The organism is Cellulomonas sp. Root485 (assembly GCF_001426705.1).
Lineage (GTDB): Bacteria > Actinomycetota > Actinomycetes > Actinomycetales > Cellulomonadaceae > Cellulomonas.
The window spans coordinates 419,099-434,630 of the sequence record NZ_LMFC01000002.1 but is presented as its reverse complement, the minus strand read 5'-3'; the positions used below and the strand labels follow the sequence as shown (position 1 = coordinate 434,630).

Genomic DNA, 15,532 nt, shown 5'->3' with positions numbered 1-15,532 from the left:
CCGGGCCGTGCGCCGGTCGGTTCAGACGGCGGGCTCGGGCTCGCGCGGAGCCACGACCGTCTCGTCGGGCATGCCGTCCGCGATGGACCAGGCCTCCTCGGAGACGGTGCGCGGCCAGATCGCGGCGGCGACCAGGTAGGCGATCAGCGAGGCGCCGAAGCCCCAGAACGTCGGCCACCCGTCGAACGACGCGTCGATGAGGTCGTTGGGGATGTACCAGACGTCGTTCGGCACGCCGTAGACGGTGGGCGTCAGGACGAAGAGCACCAGGCGGACCGTGACACCGACGACGAGCGCCGCGACGGCCGCCCGGGTCCCGCCACGCTTCCAGAACAGCCCGAGGATGAACGGCACCAGCAGCCCGGCGAGCATGAGATCGAACGCGAGGGTCAGCAGGATGCCCGTCTGGGCGACCTTGAGGGCCACCGAGACACCGAGCACGACGATCGGGATCATCGCCACGCGCGTCCACAGCAGGAGCGGGTCGCGGACGCCCGCCTCCTTGACGGCGGTGACCCGGCGGACGCCGAAGATGTTGCGGACCGCCACGGCGGACGTCGCCAGGATCGCCCCGGACGCCGTCGAGAACGACGCCGCGACGATGCCGGACAGGACGAGGACCGTCAGGCCGGCCGGGGCGTAGTCGTCGAGGAGCTGGAAGAGGATCGGTCCCGCCTCCGTGGTCAGACCGAGCACCGACGACGCCGAGAGAGCGACCATCGCGAACGCGATGCCGATGACCGCCGTGCCGGCCGCACCGGTGAAGCAGGACTTCTGGGCGGTCTCCGGGTTCCGGGCCGCGAAGATCCGCTGCATGAAGTCGATCGCGACGATGTCGCCGATGCCGAGCGCGATGAGCGTCGCCCAGTTGATCGGTGCGCCCGCGCTGGTCTGGGTGAGCTGCTCGAGGTCGAACGGCCCCATGCCGTCGGCGACCTCGAAGCCGTACGTCATGCCGAACCAGATCACCAGGGACGCCGTGGCCACGATCGTGATGACGATCTGGACGGCGGCCGTGTACGCGTCGGAGAACATCCCGCCGCCGATCGTGTAGACGAGCACCAGCGCGATCGCGACGAGCACACCCACCGTGTAGTCGAGCCCGAGGAACCGTTCCAGCAGGAACCCGCAGGCCACCAGGTTGCCGGCCATGAGGATGGCGAACGCGAAGATCATGAAGACCGACGACGCCACCTCGACCCCCCGGCCGTACCGGAGCCGGTAGAAGTCGGCCAGCGTGAACAGCTTCATGCGGTTCATCGGCTTGGCCAGGAACAGGCCCGTGAGCAGCAGGCAGATGGCCAGGCCGAGCGCCAGGGACGCCCCTGCCCAGAACCCGAACGATGCCGAGAGGTCGGTGTTCCCGACCGTGGCGTTGGAGTCGACGGCGGCCGCCATGAGCGAGGCCGCGACGAGCGGGACGCCGAGACGGCGGCCGGCGACGAGGTAGTTGGCGCTGTCGCCGTCGACCTTGCGGGCGACGACGATGCCGACGAGGACGACGGCGAGGACGGAGAGTCCGACTCCGGCGATGATCATGGGGGCTCCGAGGGGACGGCGAACAGGTCTGGGGGGTTCGACGAACCGGCCGGCAGAGTTTCTGTCGTCCGACAGGTTCATTGACCACCCGGCCTGTGTCCGGCCCGATGCGCGCACGAAACGCTTGTGTTAAATCGCCGACCGCAGCACCCGCGTACGCGCGCGCGTAGGCGACCCGGCCTCGTCGAAGCCGACATGAGCGTCGTTCTGGAGCCGTTCCCGGCACTCATGTCGGGTTCGCCAGGCTGACCGGGGCGCTGGACCAGCGGCGCGGCCCGCGCGCGACCGGCCGGCAGGTCAGACCGCGAGCGCGACCGGGACGGCGCGGGCCAGCGCGATCTCGGCGGGGGTGCAGCCGACCAGCCGCAGCACCCCGTCGGCAACCGCGTCCTGCACGGCGGCGACGTCGAGGTCGGGGGTGTCCCGGCGGCGCACGATCACCGACTCGACGAGCCCGAGGACCAGGGCGCCGCGGTCGTCGGCACCGTCGTCGGCCGCCGTCGCGAGCTCGCTGTACCGGGCCCGCAGGCGCGACCGCAGCGCGTGGAACTCGGCGAACTGCTCGCCGGCCACCTCGGGGAGCATGTAGAGCACGCCGAGGTTGACCGGCCCGGCGCAGAGCAGACCGACGTCGGCGTGCACGAGGGTCCACAGGCGTGCGGCGGCCGGCTCGGTGCCCGTCGCGAGCGCGTCGGCCAGCTCGAGCGACGGCCGGACCGTGCCGAGCAGGAGCTCCAGCAGGAGCGCGTCCTTCCCGGCGAAGTGGTGGTAGATCGACGCCTGGCGCACACCGGCCGCGTCGGCGATGGCGCGGGTGCTGGTCGACGTGAAGCCGACGGTGCAGAACAGGGCGGCGGCCGCGTCGAGCACGTCGCGACGGGTGTCGCGCTCACCGTCTGGGTCGCCGCTCGCGCGCGGTCGACCGGGTCTGCGTGCCATGGCGAGCCGACGCTACCACCGTCCCCCGAACCCCCTTAACGTCCGCACATCCGGTCGCCAGAACGACCGATCGTGCGGACGCAGCGGGCCGCGTAACAGGAGGTTTACCTGGCGGTGATCGCGGCGGAACGTCGTGGCGTGACTCTTTTTCTGTCAGTCGACAGAAATCGAGGACGCGATGACCGCCACCACCACCGGGACCACCGCCGGCGCCCGTGAGCACGCCCGGGCGCAGGAGGCCGACGCCGTCGGCACGGTCGCCACGATGCCCACGCGGCCCGCCCGGTCGTTCCCCACGCCGCCGAGCGAGGTCGACCCGGCCACGCTCGTGCACGCCGAGGTCGTGGCGGGGGGCGGCTACACGCACCTCGCCGTCGCACGCGGCACCCACGTCCGGCTGACCGACGTCCAGGGCGACGCGTGCGCGCACGTCCTCGCCTACCGGCTGGACCGCCCGTGGGAGCGGCTGAACGTCGCGGACACCGTCAAGGTCCAGTGGCAGGTCTACCTGACCGCGGGCCACCTGCTGCTCAGCGACCAGGGGCGGGTGCTCGCGAGCATCGTCGGCGACACGTCCGGCCGCCAGGACGCGCTCTACGGGACGACGACGCGGGCCCGCAACGACGAGCGGTACGGCGACGGCAGCGCGCAGGGTCCGACGCCCGCCGGCCGCGAGCTGTTCGCTCTCGCGGCGGCCAAGCACGACCTGGGCCGACGCGACCTGCCGCCGAGCATCTCGTTCTTCCAGGGCGTCCGGATCGACACCGACGGCCGCCCGGTGTTCGAGGGGTGCGCCGGCCCCGGCACGGCGATCACGCTGCGCGCCGAGGTGCCGCTGCTGCTGCTCGTCGCCAACACCGCGCACCCCCTCGACCCGCGCGAGTACGTCAGCACGCCGCTGGAGGTGCTGGCCTGGACCGGTCAGCCGACGAAGGACACCGACCCGCTCTGGGACGCCACACCCGAGGGCCGCCGCGCCTTCGTCAACACCCAGGCCGACCTCACCGCACGGGGGATCGCATGACCGGCACGCTGCTCGACGACGTCGTCCCCGCCCGCGCACCCTGGTCCGCCGTGGTGCACGCGGGCGACGTCCTGACGATCGTCGACCTCGGCGGCAACCAGGCCGTCGACTTCCTGGTGTTCGACGCCGTCGACACCACCCTGCGCTACAGCGCACCCGACACCATCCAGGGTCAGGACTCGGTGTTCCTGACCACCGGCTCCGTCCTGCGCGACTGCGAGTACGGGCCGCTGATGACGGTGGTCGCCGACGAGGTCGGCCGGCATGACACCCTCGGCGGCGCGTGCTCGAAGGAGTCGAACACCCTCCGCTACGGCAACCACACCTGGGCGCAGCACGCGTGTGCGGAGAACTTCCTCGCCGAGGGCGGCCGGTACGGCCTGGGCAAGCGTGACCTGGTCTCCAACATCAACTGGTACATGAACGTGCCCGTCGACCCGGACGGCGCTCTCGGCATCGTCGACGGCATCTCCGCACCCGGCCTGTCGGTCTCCCTGCGCGCCGAGCGCGACGTGCTGGTGGTCGTCAGCAACTGCCCGCAGATCAACAACCCGTGCAACGGCTTCGACCCGACGCCGGTGCGCATGGTGGTGACGGGAGGTGCGGGCCGGAGCGCAGCGGACGGTGGGGGGCGCGGAGCGTCACCCGCCGGGAGCGGAGCGCAGGGCCGCACCGACCGGAAGGCACAGCCATGAGCGGTTTCGACACCCTCCTCGTCGCCAACCGTGGCGAGATCGCCGTGCGCATCCTGCGGACCGCGAAGACGCTGGGCCTGCGCACGGTCGCGGTCTACTCGGACGCCGACGCGGGCGCCGCCCACGTGCACCTCGCGGACGCGGCCGTCCGCCTCGGCCCGGCCCCGGCGGCGCAGTCGTACCTGCGCAGCGACCTGATCCTGGAGGTCGCGCTCGCCCAGGGCGCGGGCGCGATCCACCCGGGCTACGGGTTCCTCTCCGAGAACGCGGCGTTCGCGCGTGCGGCCGAGGAGGCGGGCATCGCGTTCGTCGGGCCGACTCCGGCGCAGCTGGAGCTGTTCGGCTCGAAGCACACGGCTCGCGACGCGGCCCGCGCGGTGGACATGCCCATGCTCGCGGGCACCGGGCTGCTGGACACGCTCGACGAGGCGGTCGCGGCCGCGGAGCGGATCGGCTACCCGGTCATGCTCAAGGCGACCGCCGGCGGCGGCGGCATCGGCATGCGCGCATGCAAGGACTCCGACGAGCTCAGGGACGCCTGGGAGGCCGTGCGCCGGACCGCGGGCGCCGCGTTCGGCTCGGCCGGCGTCTACCTGGAGCGGCTCATCACGGCCGCGCGGCACGTCGAGGTGCAGGTGTTCGGCGACGGGCTGGGCCGCGTGGTCACGCTCGGCGACCGCGACTGCTCCCTGCAGCGCCGCCACCAGAAGGTGGTGGAGGAGGCTCCGGCGCCCCGGCTTCCCGACGAGGTCCGCGCGCTCATCGCCTCGTCGGCCCGCACGCTCGCCGAGTCGGTGGACTACCGGTCCGCGGGCACCGTCGAGTTCGTCTACGACGCGGTGCGCGAGGAGGCCGCGTTCCTCGAGGTCAACACGCGGCTGCAGGTCGAGCACCCGGTCACCGAGGCCGTGTTCGGGGTCGACCTGGTCGCGTGGATGCTGCGCCTGGCCCAGGGCGACACGTCCGTCGTCGACACGCCCCTGGAGCCGCGGGGAGCCGCCGTCGAGGCCCGCGTCTACGCCGAGAACCCGGACCGCGACCACCTCCCGAGCGCCGGCACGATCACCGCGTTCGAGGTCCCTTCCGACGCACGCGTCGACACCTGGATCGAGCCCGGCAGCGAGGTGTCCACCCACTACGACCCCCTGCTGGCCAAGGTCATCACCGCCGGTGCCGACCGCGAGACCGCGTGGGCGGCGCTCGGTGAGGCGCTCGCCGCCACCCGCCTGACCGGCATCGCGACGAACGTCGGCCTGCTCCGCACGATCGTGCACGCCCCCGAGGTCGCGGCCGCGCTGCACCACACCGGCACGCTCGCGCACCTGCACGACGAGACGCCGCGCATCGAGGTGCTGCGTCCGGGCATGCTCACGACGGTCCAGGACTGGCCCGGCCGCACGGGGCTGTGGCACGTCGGCATCCCACCGTCGGGGCCGATGGACGATCTCTCGTTCCGGCTGGGCAACACCGCGCTGGGCAACCCGGAGGGTGCGCCCGGCCTGGAGTGCACGATGGCCGGCCCGGAGCTCCGGTTCGTCACGGGCGCCACAGTCATGGTGACCGGTGCACCGGCCGCGGTCACGCTCGACGACGTGCCGGTCCCGCAGTGGGAGCCGGTCGAGATCCCGGCGGGCGGCGTCCTGGCGATCGGCGCACCCGCCGTCGGCATGCGCACGTACCTGCTGGTCAGCGGCGGCCTGGACGTCCCGGAGGTGCTCGGGTCAGCGGCCACGTTCGACCTCGGCCGCATCGGCGGGACCACCGGCGTCCCGCTGCGCCCGGGCGACCAGCTCGCGATCGGCGCCGCGTCCGGGCCCGCACGACCCGTCCCCACGACGGAGAGACCGCTCATCACGAGCGACTGGCGGATCGGCGCGCTCGAGGGCCCGCACGCCGCACCGGAGTTCTTCACGCCGGGCGACGTCGCCGAGTTCTACGCCACCACGTGGGCGGTCCACTTCAACAGCGCACGCACGGGCGTCCGGCTCGTCGGCCCCAAGCCCACCTGGGCACGACCCGACGGCGGCGAGGCGGGCCTGCACCCGTCGAACATCCACGACACCCCGTACGCGGTCGGCGCCGTCGACTACACGGGCGACCTGCCGATCCTGCTGGGTCCCGACGGTCCGTCGCTCGGCGGGTTCACGTGCCCGGCGACGGTCGCGCTCGGCCAGCTGTGGAAGCTGGGTCAGCTGCGGCCCGGCGACACCGTGCGGTTCGTGCCCGTGGACGAGGCCGAGGCCGACGCGCTGCGGACGCGCCCACAACGAGCCCCACGGGCGACGAGGAGCGCGCACGACGACGGCGGCATCCTCGCGCGCAAGGACAGCGACACCGCGGTCACCTACCGCCGCAGCGGCGACGACAACCTGCTGGTCGAGTACGGGGCGATGACCCTGGACCTGGCGTCCCGGATGCGCGTGCACGCGCTCGCGCAGCAGGTGCAGGACCGCGTCGACCACGACGGGCTGCGCGGCATCGTCGACCTGACGCCGGGCATCCGCTCGCTCCAGCTGCACGTCGACCCCGACCGGCTCCCGCTGCGCACGGCCCTCGACCTGGTCCGCGAGATCGAGGACGCGCTGCCGGCCACCACCGACCTCGTCGTGCCCAGCCGCACGGTCCACCTGCCGCTGAGCTGGGACGACCCGGCCACCCGGGAGGCCATCGAGCGGTACATGGCCGGCGTCCGCGACGACGCGCCCTGGTGCCCGTGGAACATCGAGTTCATCCGCCGGATCAACGGGCTGGGCTCGGTCGACGACGTCTACCGCACGGTGTTCGATGCGTCCTACCTGGTCATGGGCCTGGGCGACGTGTACCTGGGCGCCCCCGTCGCGACCCCGCTCGACCCGCGGCACCGCCTGGTCACCACCAAGTACAACCCGGCCCGCACCTGGACCCCGCAGAACGCGGTCGGCATCGGCGGCGCCTACCTGTGCATCTACGGGATGGAGGGACCGGGCGGCTACCAGTTCGTCGGCCGCACCATCCAGGTCTGGGACACGCACGCCCGGCACAGGCCGTTCGAGCCGGGCACCCCGTGGCTGCTCCGGTTCTTCGACCGGATCTCCTGGTACCCCGTGGGCGCGGACGAGCTGCTGGACATGCGCGCGGACATGGCGGCCGGCCGTCTCGACGTGGCGATCGACCCGGGCACCTTCTCGATCGCGGAGCACCAGCGGTTCCTGGCCGAGAACGCCCCGTCGATCGAGGCGTTCCGCGCGCAGCAGGCGTCGGCGTTCGGCGCCGAGCGGGACGCGTGGGCAGCGGCCGGCGAGTTCGACCGCGTGATCGAGCCCGACGCACCCGCGACGACCGTCGACACCGAGGTCCCCGACGGGTGCGAGGGCGTGGAGGCGCCGTTCGTCGCGACGGTCTTCCGGGTCGACGTGCGTCCCGGCGACGTCGTCGAGCGCGGCCAGCAGCTGCTCGCCCTGGAGGCGATGAAGATGGAGGCGCCGGTCACGGCCACGATCGGCGGGACCGTCGTCGACATCGTGGTGACCCCGGGCGACCAGGTGGGTCCCGGCCAGGTGCTCGTCATCGTCGAGCCCGCGGCGGTGACGACGGCGGCGTGAGCTACCCCGGCACCCGCGCACGGACCCGCCGCGGGTGGGGCGGCTCGGCCGCGTCCAGCAGCCCGGTCGCGGTGATCTCGTCGACGACCAGGTCGGTCACCACCCCGGCGCGCAGTGCGGCGAGCAACGGCGCGACCTTGTTGTCGCCGGCCACGACGCAGACCCGGCGCGGGACCCGCTGCAGCTCGACGGGGGTCGGACCGGTGGCGCGCTCGTTGAGGTGCACGTCCTGCCAGGACCCGTCGGCGCGCAGGAAGACCGTGCAGACGTCGCCGACGACGCCCTCGTCGTGCAGGTTCTTCACGTCGGCGTCGTCGAGGTAGCCCGCCGAGTAGACGTGCGACGGCACCGCCCCCGCGACCGCGCCGACGGAGAACACCGCGATGTCCGCGCGCCGCTGCATGTCGAGCACGCGCCGGACCGAGCGTTCGCGCCACATCGCGGCCTTGGTGTCGGGGTAGTCGAAGAACGCGGGCACCGAGAAGTGGTGCACGGCGGCGGCGAACGCGGTGCCGAAGGTGGAGATCAGGTCGCTGGCGTACTCGATGCCGCTCGTGCGCATGTTCGCAGCGCCGTTGAGCTGGACCACCGCGGAGCCGCGCGTCGGCTTGGGCGCCAGGTACCGGGACACCGACGCCAGCGTGGTCCCCCACGCGACGCCGAGCACCATGTCGGAGTCGAACCACGAGGACAGCAGGCGGGCCGCGGTGATCGACACCTGGTCGAGGCGCTCGATGTGGCTGGCGGAGTCGGGCACCGGGACCACGTAGGTATCGATACCGAACGCCGCGGCGATCGTCCGACCGAGGCCCGGTGCACGCGTGCTCGCCGGGCGCAGCGTGATCTCGACGAGGCCCGACTGCCTGGCGCGCTTGATGAGCCGCGAGACCGTCGAGCGGGACGTGCCCAGGTGCCGCGCGATGACCTCCATCTTGATGTCCTGGAGGTAGTACATCGACGCCGCCCGGAGGACGTCCTGCTCCCGTTCGATGTACATCGCGACCCCCTCCCGATCCGCACGCGTCACTGCACGTTTGTGCACCCCGGTTGCGCGTTCGTTCGCCTGGTGACGACGATAGCGAGCAAGCCCGTACCGGGCGAGCCGGATCGAGCACGACAGCACGGCACAGCGACCACACCAACCGGGGGTACGACGGATGAGGACGGCGCCGCTGACGGCCCAGGCACGACAGGACGCACTCGACGCGATGCGTGGGAGTGCTGAACGCGGGAACGAGCTGGACGTCCTCGTGATCGGTGGCGGCGTGACCGGAGCGGGCATCGCGCTCGACGCGGTGAGCCGGGGACTGTCCACGGCGATCGTCGAGGCGCAGGACTGGGCCAGCGGCACGTCGAGCCGGTCCAGCAAGCTGGTGCACGGCGGGCTGCGCTACCTCCAGATGCTCGACTTCCACCTGGTGCGCGAGGCGCTCACCGAGCGTGACCTGCTGATCAACCGCCTGGCGCCGCACCTGGTCAAGCCCGTCAGCTTCCTCTACCCGCTCGAGAACCGCGTCTGGGAGCGGGCGTACGTGGGCGCCGGCGTGGCCCTGTACGACACCCTCGCGTCGGTCACCGGGTCGAAGCGTGCGCTCCCCATCCACCGGCACCTGACCCGCAAGGGCATGGAGCGGCTGTTCCCGGACCTGCGGCACGACGCCGCCATCGGCGCGGTGCGGTACTGGGACGCGAGCGTCGACGACGCCCGCCTGGTCGAGACCCTCGTGCGCACCGCCGTCAGCTACGGCGCGCACGCCGCGTCCCGCACCCAGGTGGCCGACCTGCAGACCACCACTGGCGGCGCGGTCACCGGCGCCGAGGTGGTGGACCTGGAGACCGGCGAGCACATCGACGTCCGGGCACGGGCGGTCATCAACGCGACCGGCGTGTGGACCGAGCAGACCGAGTCGCTCGCGGGCGCCGAGGGCGGGCTCCGCGTGCTGGCCAGCAAGGGCGTGCACATCGTCGTGCCGCGCAGCCGCATCTCCGGCGACGTCGGGCTGATCCTGCAGACCGAGAAGTCGGTCCTGTTCATCATCCCGTGGTCGCGGTACTGGGTGATCGGCACGACGGACACCCCGTGGGAGCAGGAGCTGATCCACCCCGTCGCGACGAGCGCGGACATCGACTACGTCATCGACCACGCCAACACCGTCCTGTCCCGGCCGATCACGCGCGAGGACATCATCGGCACGTGGGCTGGCCTGCGTCCGCTGCTCCAGCCGCAGGTCAAGGCGGGCACCAGCTCGGCGAAGGTGTCGCGCGAGCACACGGTCGCCGCTCCGGCGCCGGGCCTGACGGTCATCGCCGGCGGCAAGCTCACCACCTACCGCGTGATGGCCAAGGACGCGGTCGACTTCGCCATCGGCAGCCGCGCCACCAGCCTGCCGTCGATCACGCACGACCTGCCGCTGGTCGGCGCCGAGGGCCTCCAGGTGTTCCAGCGCCAGGCTCGGGCGATCAGCCAGAAGTACGGCTGGACGCGGCCGCGCATGGACCACCTGCTGCACCGCTACGGGTCCCTGCTGGGCGAGCTCATCGACCTCGTCGACGCCGACCCGACCCTGGCCGACCCGCTCACGAACGCGGACGCGTACATCCGGGCGGAGATCGTCTACGCCGCCAGCCACGAAGGCGCGCTGCACCTCGACGACGTCCTCATGCACCGCACCCGGCTCAACTACGAGCAGGCCGACAAGGGGGTCGGCGCCCTCGAGGAGATCGCCGACCTCGTCGCGCCGGTGCTCGGCTGGGACGCGCACACGCGCAGCCAGGAGATCGAGGCGTACCGCGCGCGGTGCGAGGCGGAGGACGCCGCCGCGCAGGAGCTGGACGACGCGGAGGCCGTGAAGGTGCGGCTGCGGGCCACCGACGTGTCGCCGATGCTCACCGACGCCTCGGTCGACGCAGGCACCAAGCCGGGGTCACCCGCGGGGAAGGGGTCGTCCGGACCCGTCGGGACCTGAGAACTCCCCGCGGTCCTCCGCGGGGCGCACGTGACAACGATGTCCGTCAGAAAGGGTCGACAGTGGACTACACAATGGGTGACGCCTTCATCTCGGAGGTGATGGGTACCGGCATGCTGATCCTGCTCGGCGCCGGTGTGGTCGCGAACGTCATCTTGCCGAAGAACAAGGGGTTCGACGGCGGCTGGCTCCTCATCAACTTCGGATGGGGACTCGCGGTCTTCTCGGGTGTGTACGTCGCGTACAAGTCGGGGGCTCACCTGAATCCTGCGGTGACCATGGGCATCTGGACGAGCGGGGCGGAGAACTTCGCGCCGGGCATCCCCGTGACCGCGGCGAACGGCTTCCTCTACGTCACAGCCCAGATGGCAGGTGCTGCGATAGGCGCGGCACTCGCGTTCCTCGCCTACAAGAAGCACTTCGACGAGGACGCCGACCCCGGCACCAAGCTCGCCGTCTTCTCCACCGGTCCGGCCATCCGCTCCTACGGCTGGAACTTCATCACCGAGACCATCGCCACCTTCGTCCTCGTCTTCGTCATCCTCGCGTTCGCGAAGACGCCCGCCGCGCTCGGGGCGATCCCCGTCGCCCTCCTCGTGGTCGGCATCGGCGCCAGCCTCGGTGGCCCCACCGGCTACGCCATCAACCCCGCACGTGACCTCGGTCCGCGCATCGCGCACGCCCTCCTGCCCATCCGGGGCAAGGGCGCGAGCGACTGGGGGTACTCCTGGGTGCCGGTCCTCGGCCCCCTCGTCGGCGGCGCGATCGCCGGCCTCGTGGCGTCCGTCTACATCGGCTGACCCCACAGCACAGTCGTCCCCTGTCCGGGCGGCGCTCCTCACCCCCCGCGAGCGCCGTCCGGGCCACCCGAACCACCGGAGGAATCTTCACCATGCCCGACACCAAGTACGTCCTTGCCATCGACCAGGGCACCACGAGCTCCCGAGCGATCGTCTTCGACCACTCCGGCCAGATCGTCGAGACCGGGCAGATCGAGCACGAGCAGATCTTCCCGCGCGCCGGCTGGGTGGAGCACAACGCGGAGGAGATCTGGAAGAACGTCCGCGAGGTGGTCGGCCTCGCGCTGACCCGTGCCAACCTCACCTACAAGGATCTCGCCGCGGTCGGCATCACCAACCAGCGCGAGACCGCGGTCGTGTGGGACCGGACCACCGGCAAGCCGGTCTACAACGCGATCGTCTGGCAGGACACCCGTACGCAGAAGATCGCCGAGGAGCTGGGGGCGCTCGGCGGCGGGGCGGACCGGTACAAGGCGAAGGTCGGCCTGCCGCTGGCCACGTACTTCTCCGGCCCGAAGGTCAAGTGGATCCTCGACAACGTCGAGGGTGCCCGGGCCAAGGCGGAGGCCGGTGACCTGGCGTTCGGCAACACCGACTCGTGGGTGCTGTGGAACATGACCGGCGGGGTCGACGGTGGCGTGCACGTCACCGACCCGACCAACGCGTCGCGCACGATGCTGATGGACCTCGAGACCCTCACGTGGGACGCGGACATCGCGAACGACATGGGGATCCCGCTGTCGATGCTGCCGGAGATCAAGTCCTCGTCCGAGGTGTACGGCAAGGGTCGCGAGGGCGGCATGGTCCCGGGTGTCCCGATCGCCGGCATCCTCGGCGACCAGCAGGCGGCCACCTTCGGGCAGGCGTGCTTCGAGGTCGGCATGGCCAAGAACACGTACGGCACCGGCAACTTCATGCTCATCAACACGGGCACGTCGCCGGTCCCGTCGAAGAACGGCCTGCTGACGACGGTCTGCTACAAGATCGGTGACCAGCCGACCGTGTACGCGCTCGAGGGGTCGATCGCGGTGAGCGGCTCGCTGATCCAGTGGCTGCGCGACAACCTCGGGATCATCTCGACGGCGCCGGAGATCGAGGAGCTGGCCAAGACCGTCGAGGACAACGGCGGCGCGTACTTCGTGCCGGCGTTCTCGGGCCTGTTCGCGCCGTACTGGCGGTCCGACGCCCGCGGCGCCCTCGTCGGCCTCACCCGGTACGTCAACAAGGGGCACATCGCCCGGGCCGCGCTCGAGGCGACGGCGTTCCAGACCCGTGAGGTGCTGGACGCCATGAACGCCGACTCGGGTGTCGACCTGACCGAGCTCAAGGTGGACGGCGGGATGGTCCAGGACGAGCTGCTCATGCAGTTCCAGGCGGACATCCTCGGCGTCCCGGTGGTCCGGCCGAAGGTCGCCGAGACGACCGCGCTCGGTGCGGCCTACGCGGCCGGCATCGCCGTCGGGTTCTGGAACGGTGAGCAGGACGTCATCGACAACTGGGCCGAGGACAAGCGCTGGGAGCCGGCGATGGCCGACGACGAGCGTGACCGGCAGTACCGCAACTGGAAGAAGGCCGTCACCAAGACCTTCGACTGGGTCGACGACGACGTGCACTGAGCACTGGCGTGACGGGCGAGGGCCGGGGTGCGACGAGGCACCCCGGCCCTCGTCTCGTCACTCGGCGGCGTGCACCCCGTGCGCGGCGTGGGCGCCCGTGTGCGCGCCCTCCGGGACCTCGTCGACGGGCGCGGCAGCCGTGTGGGCACCGGTCTTGTCGAGCGCGGCTCCCTCGATGTCGACGTTGGGGATGATCCGGTCGAGCCAGCGCGGCAGCCACCAGGCGGACCTGCCCAGGAGGGTCATGGCGGCCGGGATCATCGTCATGCGGACGACGAGGGCGTCGAACAGGATGCCGATGGCCAGCGCGAACGCGATCGGGCCGATCTGCGCCGAGCCGCTGAACACGAAGCTCGAGAACACCGAGATCATGATGAGCGCCGCCGCGAGGACCACGCGGGCGCCGTGGGCGAACCCGAGGCGGACGGCCGGTGTCGGCTCGGCGCCGTGCACGTGCTCCTCGCGCATCCGGGACACCAGGAACACCTGGTAGTCCATCGCCAGACCGAACAGCACGCCCACCAGCAGGATCGGCAGGAAGCTGAGCAGCGGACCGGTCGAGTCGACGTTGAAGACGGGCGCCAGCCAGCCCCACTGGAACACCGCGGTCGTGGCGCCGAACGCCGCCGCGATGGTCAGCAGGAAGCCGAGCACCGCGGTGACCGGCACCAGCAGCGAGCGGAACGCGACCAGCAGCAGGACGATCGCGAGCCCGACGACGATGAGCAGGAACAGCGGGAACGCGTCGGCGAGCTTCTCGGTGATGTCGATGTTCGCGGCGGCTGCGCCCGTGACCCACAGCTGCGTGCCGGTGCTCGCCTCGAGATCCGGGCGGGCGTCACGGATGGCGTGCACCAGGTCGGCGGTCTCCTCCGAGTCCGGCGCACCGGTCGGGATGACGACGATGAGCGCACCCTCGGCGCCGTCCGTCGCACCCGGGGCCGCGATGGGGGCCGCATAGGCCACGTCGGGGAGGGCGGAGACCGTCTCCGTCACGGACTGGACCGCGGCCGGGAGGGCGCTCGGGTCCTCGGCCGCGTCGACGAGCACGACGAGCGGGCCGTTGAAGCCGGGGCCGAACCCGTCGGCGAGCATCTCGTACGCCGCGCGGTCGCCCGAGCCCTCGGGCTCGCGGCCGGCGTTCGGCAGGCCGAGCCGCAGGCTGAGCGCGGGGACCGCGATCGTGAGCAGCACGAGCGCGGCGACGACGAGCGTGATGATCGGGTGCGTCGTGACGAGCGCGCCCCAGCGGTTGCGGGCCTCGCGGGAGTGCTCCGCCTGCTTCAGCGCCCGGCCGCGCGGGCGCAGCCGCTCGCCGGCGAAGCCCATCATCGCGGGCAGCAGCGTGACGGCGACGAGCACCGCGATGACGACCGTCGCGGCCGCGGCGAGCCCCATGGCCGCGAGGAACGGGATGCCCGTGACCGTGAGGGCCGCGAGGGCGATGACGACGGTGGTCCCGGCGAACACGACCGCGCTGCCGGCGGTGCCGACCGCGTGGCCGGCGGAGGCCTCCGGGGACATCCCGTCGGCCAGCTGCTGCCGGTGCCGGGACAGCAGGAACAGCGCGTAGTCGATGCCGACGGCGAGGCCGAGCATGAGCGCGAGCGTCAGCGTCGAGGAGGAGATGTCCGCGATCCCCGACAGCGACAGCACGCCCGCGACCCCGATGCCGACACCGAGCAGCGCGGTGAGGATCGGCATCCCTGCCGCGAGGAGCGACCCGAAGGTCACGACGAGCACGATCAGCGCGACGACGAGCCCGATCGCCTCCATCGGCCCCGCGAGCTCGAGCGGTGCCGTGAACGGCCCGCCGGCCAGCGCGACCTCGTACCCGTCGGCCTCGAGGCTCGCCGCGGCGTCCTCGAGGGCGGCCGTCGTGGCGTCGGGGATGTCGTCGACCCCCACGCCGAACGACACGTCCACGTACATGACGCTGCCGTCCGGGGCGACCGCCTGGGCGGTCACGGGGTCGGAGACCGCGACGACGTCCTGCGCGCTCGAGACGGGCGCGAGCGCGGTCAGGACGTCCGGGATCCCGGTCCCGGTGAGGAACGACTCGCCCTCGGGGACACCGACGACGACGCGCGCGCTCGAGGTGTCGCCACCCTGCTGGGCCGACATGCTGCTGTCCGAGCCGACGTCGGCGGCCTGGTCACCCAGCCGCTCCGCGACGAGCTCCTGCGCCCGCTGGGACTCGGTGCCCGGGATGGAGAACGAGTCCGAGATGTTCAGCCCCGACGCGACGGCGCCGAAGGCCGCGGCGGCGAGCACCAGCAGCCACGCGACGAGCACGATCCAGCGGTGGCGGAAGCTTCCCCGGCCCAGACGGTCCAGCACGCGTGCCATGTTCACTCCTTGGTCGACGGTGC

General features: G+C 72.1%; 10 protein-coding genes. 6 read left to right on the top strand and 4 right to left on the bottom strand.

From position 1 onward, the window contains the following. Positions 1 to 21: 21 nt before the first annotated feature. Together ASD16_RS10655 and ASD16_RS10650 are read right to left on the bottom strand one after the other, a co-directional pair. A complete protein-coding gene (locus ASD16_RS10655) occupies positions 22 to 1,539 on the bottom strand; it encodes a sodium:solute symporter family protein (protein ID WP_055916625.1) in 1,518 nt (505 codons plus the stop codon). A gap of 297 nt (positions 1,540 to 1,836) precedes the next feature. Then, positions 1,837 to 2,478: a TetR/AcrR family transcriptional regulator gene (locus ASD16_RS10650; protein ID WP_082570767.1), complete on the bottom strand. Its 642-nt coding sequence runs from the start codon at positions 2,476 to 2,478 to the stop codon at positions 1,837 to 1,839. Between the two features lie 178 nt (positions 2,479 to 2,656). Between ASD16_RS10650 and ASD16_RS10645 the strand changes: the two genes are divergently transcribed. From ASD16_RS10645 to uca, 3 genes are read left to right on the top strand one after another with little or no spacing between them, the layout of a single operon-like run. Next, a complete protein-coding gene (locus ASD16_RS10645) occupies positions 2,657 to 3,502 on the top strand; it encodes an urea amidolyase associated protein UAAP1 (protein ID WP_055916620.1) in 846 nt (281 codons plus the stop codon). Further along, positions 3,499 to 4,197 carry an urea amidolyase associated protein UAAP2 gene (locus tag ASD16_RS10640; RefSeq protein WP_082570766.1) on the top strand — a complete coding sequence of 233 codons (699 nt, stop codon included), beginning with the start codon at positions 3,499 to 3,501 and terminating at the stop codon, positions 4,195 to 4,197. Before ASD16_RS10645 ends, ASD16_RS10640 begins: the two co-directional genes overlap by 4 nt. Further along, entirely contained in the window at positions 4,194 to 7,778 is a 3,585-nt protein-coding gene (gene uca, locus ASD16_RS10635; protein ID WP_055916618.1) for an urea carboxylase, read from the top strand. The genes ASD16_RS10640 and uca overlap by 4 nt, the downstream gene beginning before the upstream one ends. Position 7,779: 1 nt before the next feature. Here the strand turns inward: uca and ASD16_RS10630 are convergent, their stop codons facing one another. Further along, positions 7,780 to 8,775: a sugar-binding transcriptional regulator gene (locus tag ASD16_RS10630; RefSeq protein ID WP_055918257.1), complete on the bottom strand. Its 996-nt coding sequence runs from the start codon at positions 8,773 to 8,775 to the stop codon at positions 7,780 to 7,782. Between the two features lie 160 nt (positions 8,776 to 8,935). Between ASD16_RS10630 and ASD16_RS10625 the strand changes: the two genes are divergently transcribed. The 3 genes from ASD16_RS10625 (at position 8,936) to glpK (ending at position 13,160) form a co-directional block, all read left to right on the top strand. Then, positions 8,936 to 10,744, top strand: a complete 1,809-nt coding sequence (locus ASD16_RS10625; protein ID WP_055916616.1) for a glycerol-3-phosphate dehydrogenase/oxidase — start codon at positions 8,936 to 8,938, stop codon at positions 10,742 to 10,744. Between the two features lie 74 nt (positions 10,745 to 10,818). Continuing rightward, positions 10,819 to 11,544, top strand: a complete 726-nt coding sequence (locus tag ASD16_RS10620) for an MIP/aquaporin family protein (protein ID WP_055916615.1) — start codon at positions 10,819 to 10,821, stop codon at positions 11,542 to 11,544. Positions 11,545 to 11,636: 92 nt separating this feature from the next. Then, entirely contained in the window at positions 11,637 to 13,160 is a 1,524-nt protein-coding gene (glpK, locus tag ASD16_RS10615) for a glycerol kinase GlpK (protein WP_055916612.1), read from the top strand. Between the two features lie 57 nt (positions 13,161 to 13,217). On the opposite strand, the gene ASD16_RS10610 is transcribed toward glpK, so the two are convergent. Next, complete coding sequence (locus tag ASD16_RS10610) at positions 13,218 to 15,509, bottom strand: MMPL family transporter (RefSeq protein WP_082570850.1); 2,292 nt, start codon at positions 15,507 to 15,509, stop codon at positions 13,218 to 13,220. Positions 15,510 to 15,532: the final 23 nt, after the last annotated feature.

Bases quoted from the DNA above. Each gene is read 5' to 3' on its own strand.
- ASD16_RS10655 (WP_055916625.1), bottom strand. From the start codon at position 1,539: ATGATCATCGCCGGAGTCGGACTCTCCGTCCTCGCCGTCGTCCTCGTC.
- ASD16_RS10650 (WP_082570767.1), bottom strand. From the start codon at position 2,478: ATGGCACGCAGACCCGGTCGACCGCGCGCGAGCGGCGACCCAGACGGT.
- ASD16_RS10645 (WP_055916620.1), top strand. From the start codon at position 2,657: ATGACCGCCACCACCACCGGGACCACCGCCGGCGCCCGTGAGCACGCC.
- ASD16_RS10640 (WP_082570766.1), top strand. From the start codon at position 3,499: ATGACCGGCACGCTGCTCGACGACGTCGTCCCCGCCCGCGCACCCTGG.
- uca (WP_055916618.1), top strand. From the start codon at position 4,194: ATGAGCGGTTTCGACACCCTCCTCGTCGCCAACCGTGGCGAGATCGCC.
- ASD16_RS10630 (WP_055918257.1), bottom strand. From the start codon at position 8,775: ATGTACATCGAACGGGAGCAGGACGTCCTCCGGGCGGCGTCGATGTAC.
- ASD16_RS10625 (WP_055916616.1), top strand. From the start codon at position 8,936: ATGAGGACGGCGCCGCTGACGGCCCAGGCACGACAGGACGCACTCGAC.
- ASD16_RS10620 (WP_055916615.1), top strand. From the start codon at position 10,819: ATGGGTGACGCCTTCATCTCGGAGGTGATGGGTACCGGCATGCTGATC.
- glpK (WP_055916612.1), top strand. From the start codon at position 11,637: ATGCCCGACACCAAGTACGTCCTTGCCATCGACCAGGGCACCACGAGC.
- ASD16_RS10610 (WP_082570850.1), bottom strand. From the start codon at position 15,509: ATGGCACGCGTGCTGGACCGTCTGGGCCGGGGAAGCTTCCGCCACCGC.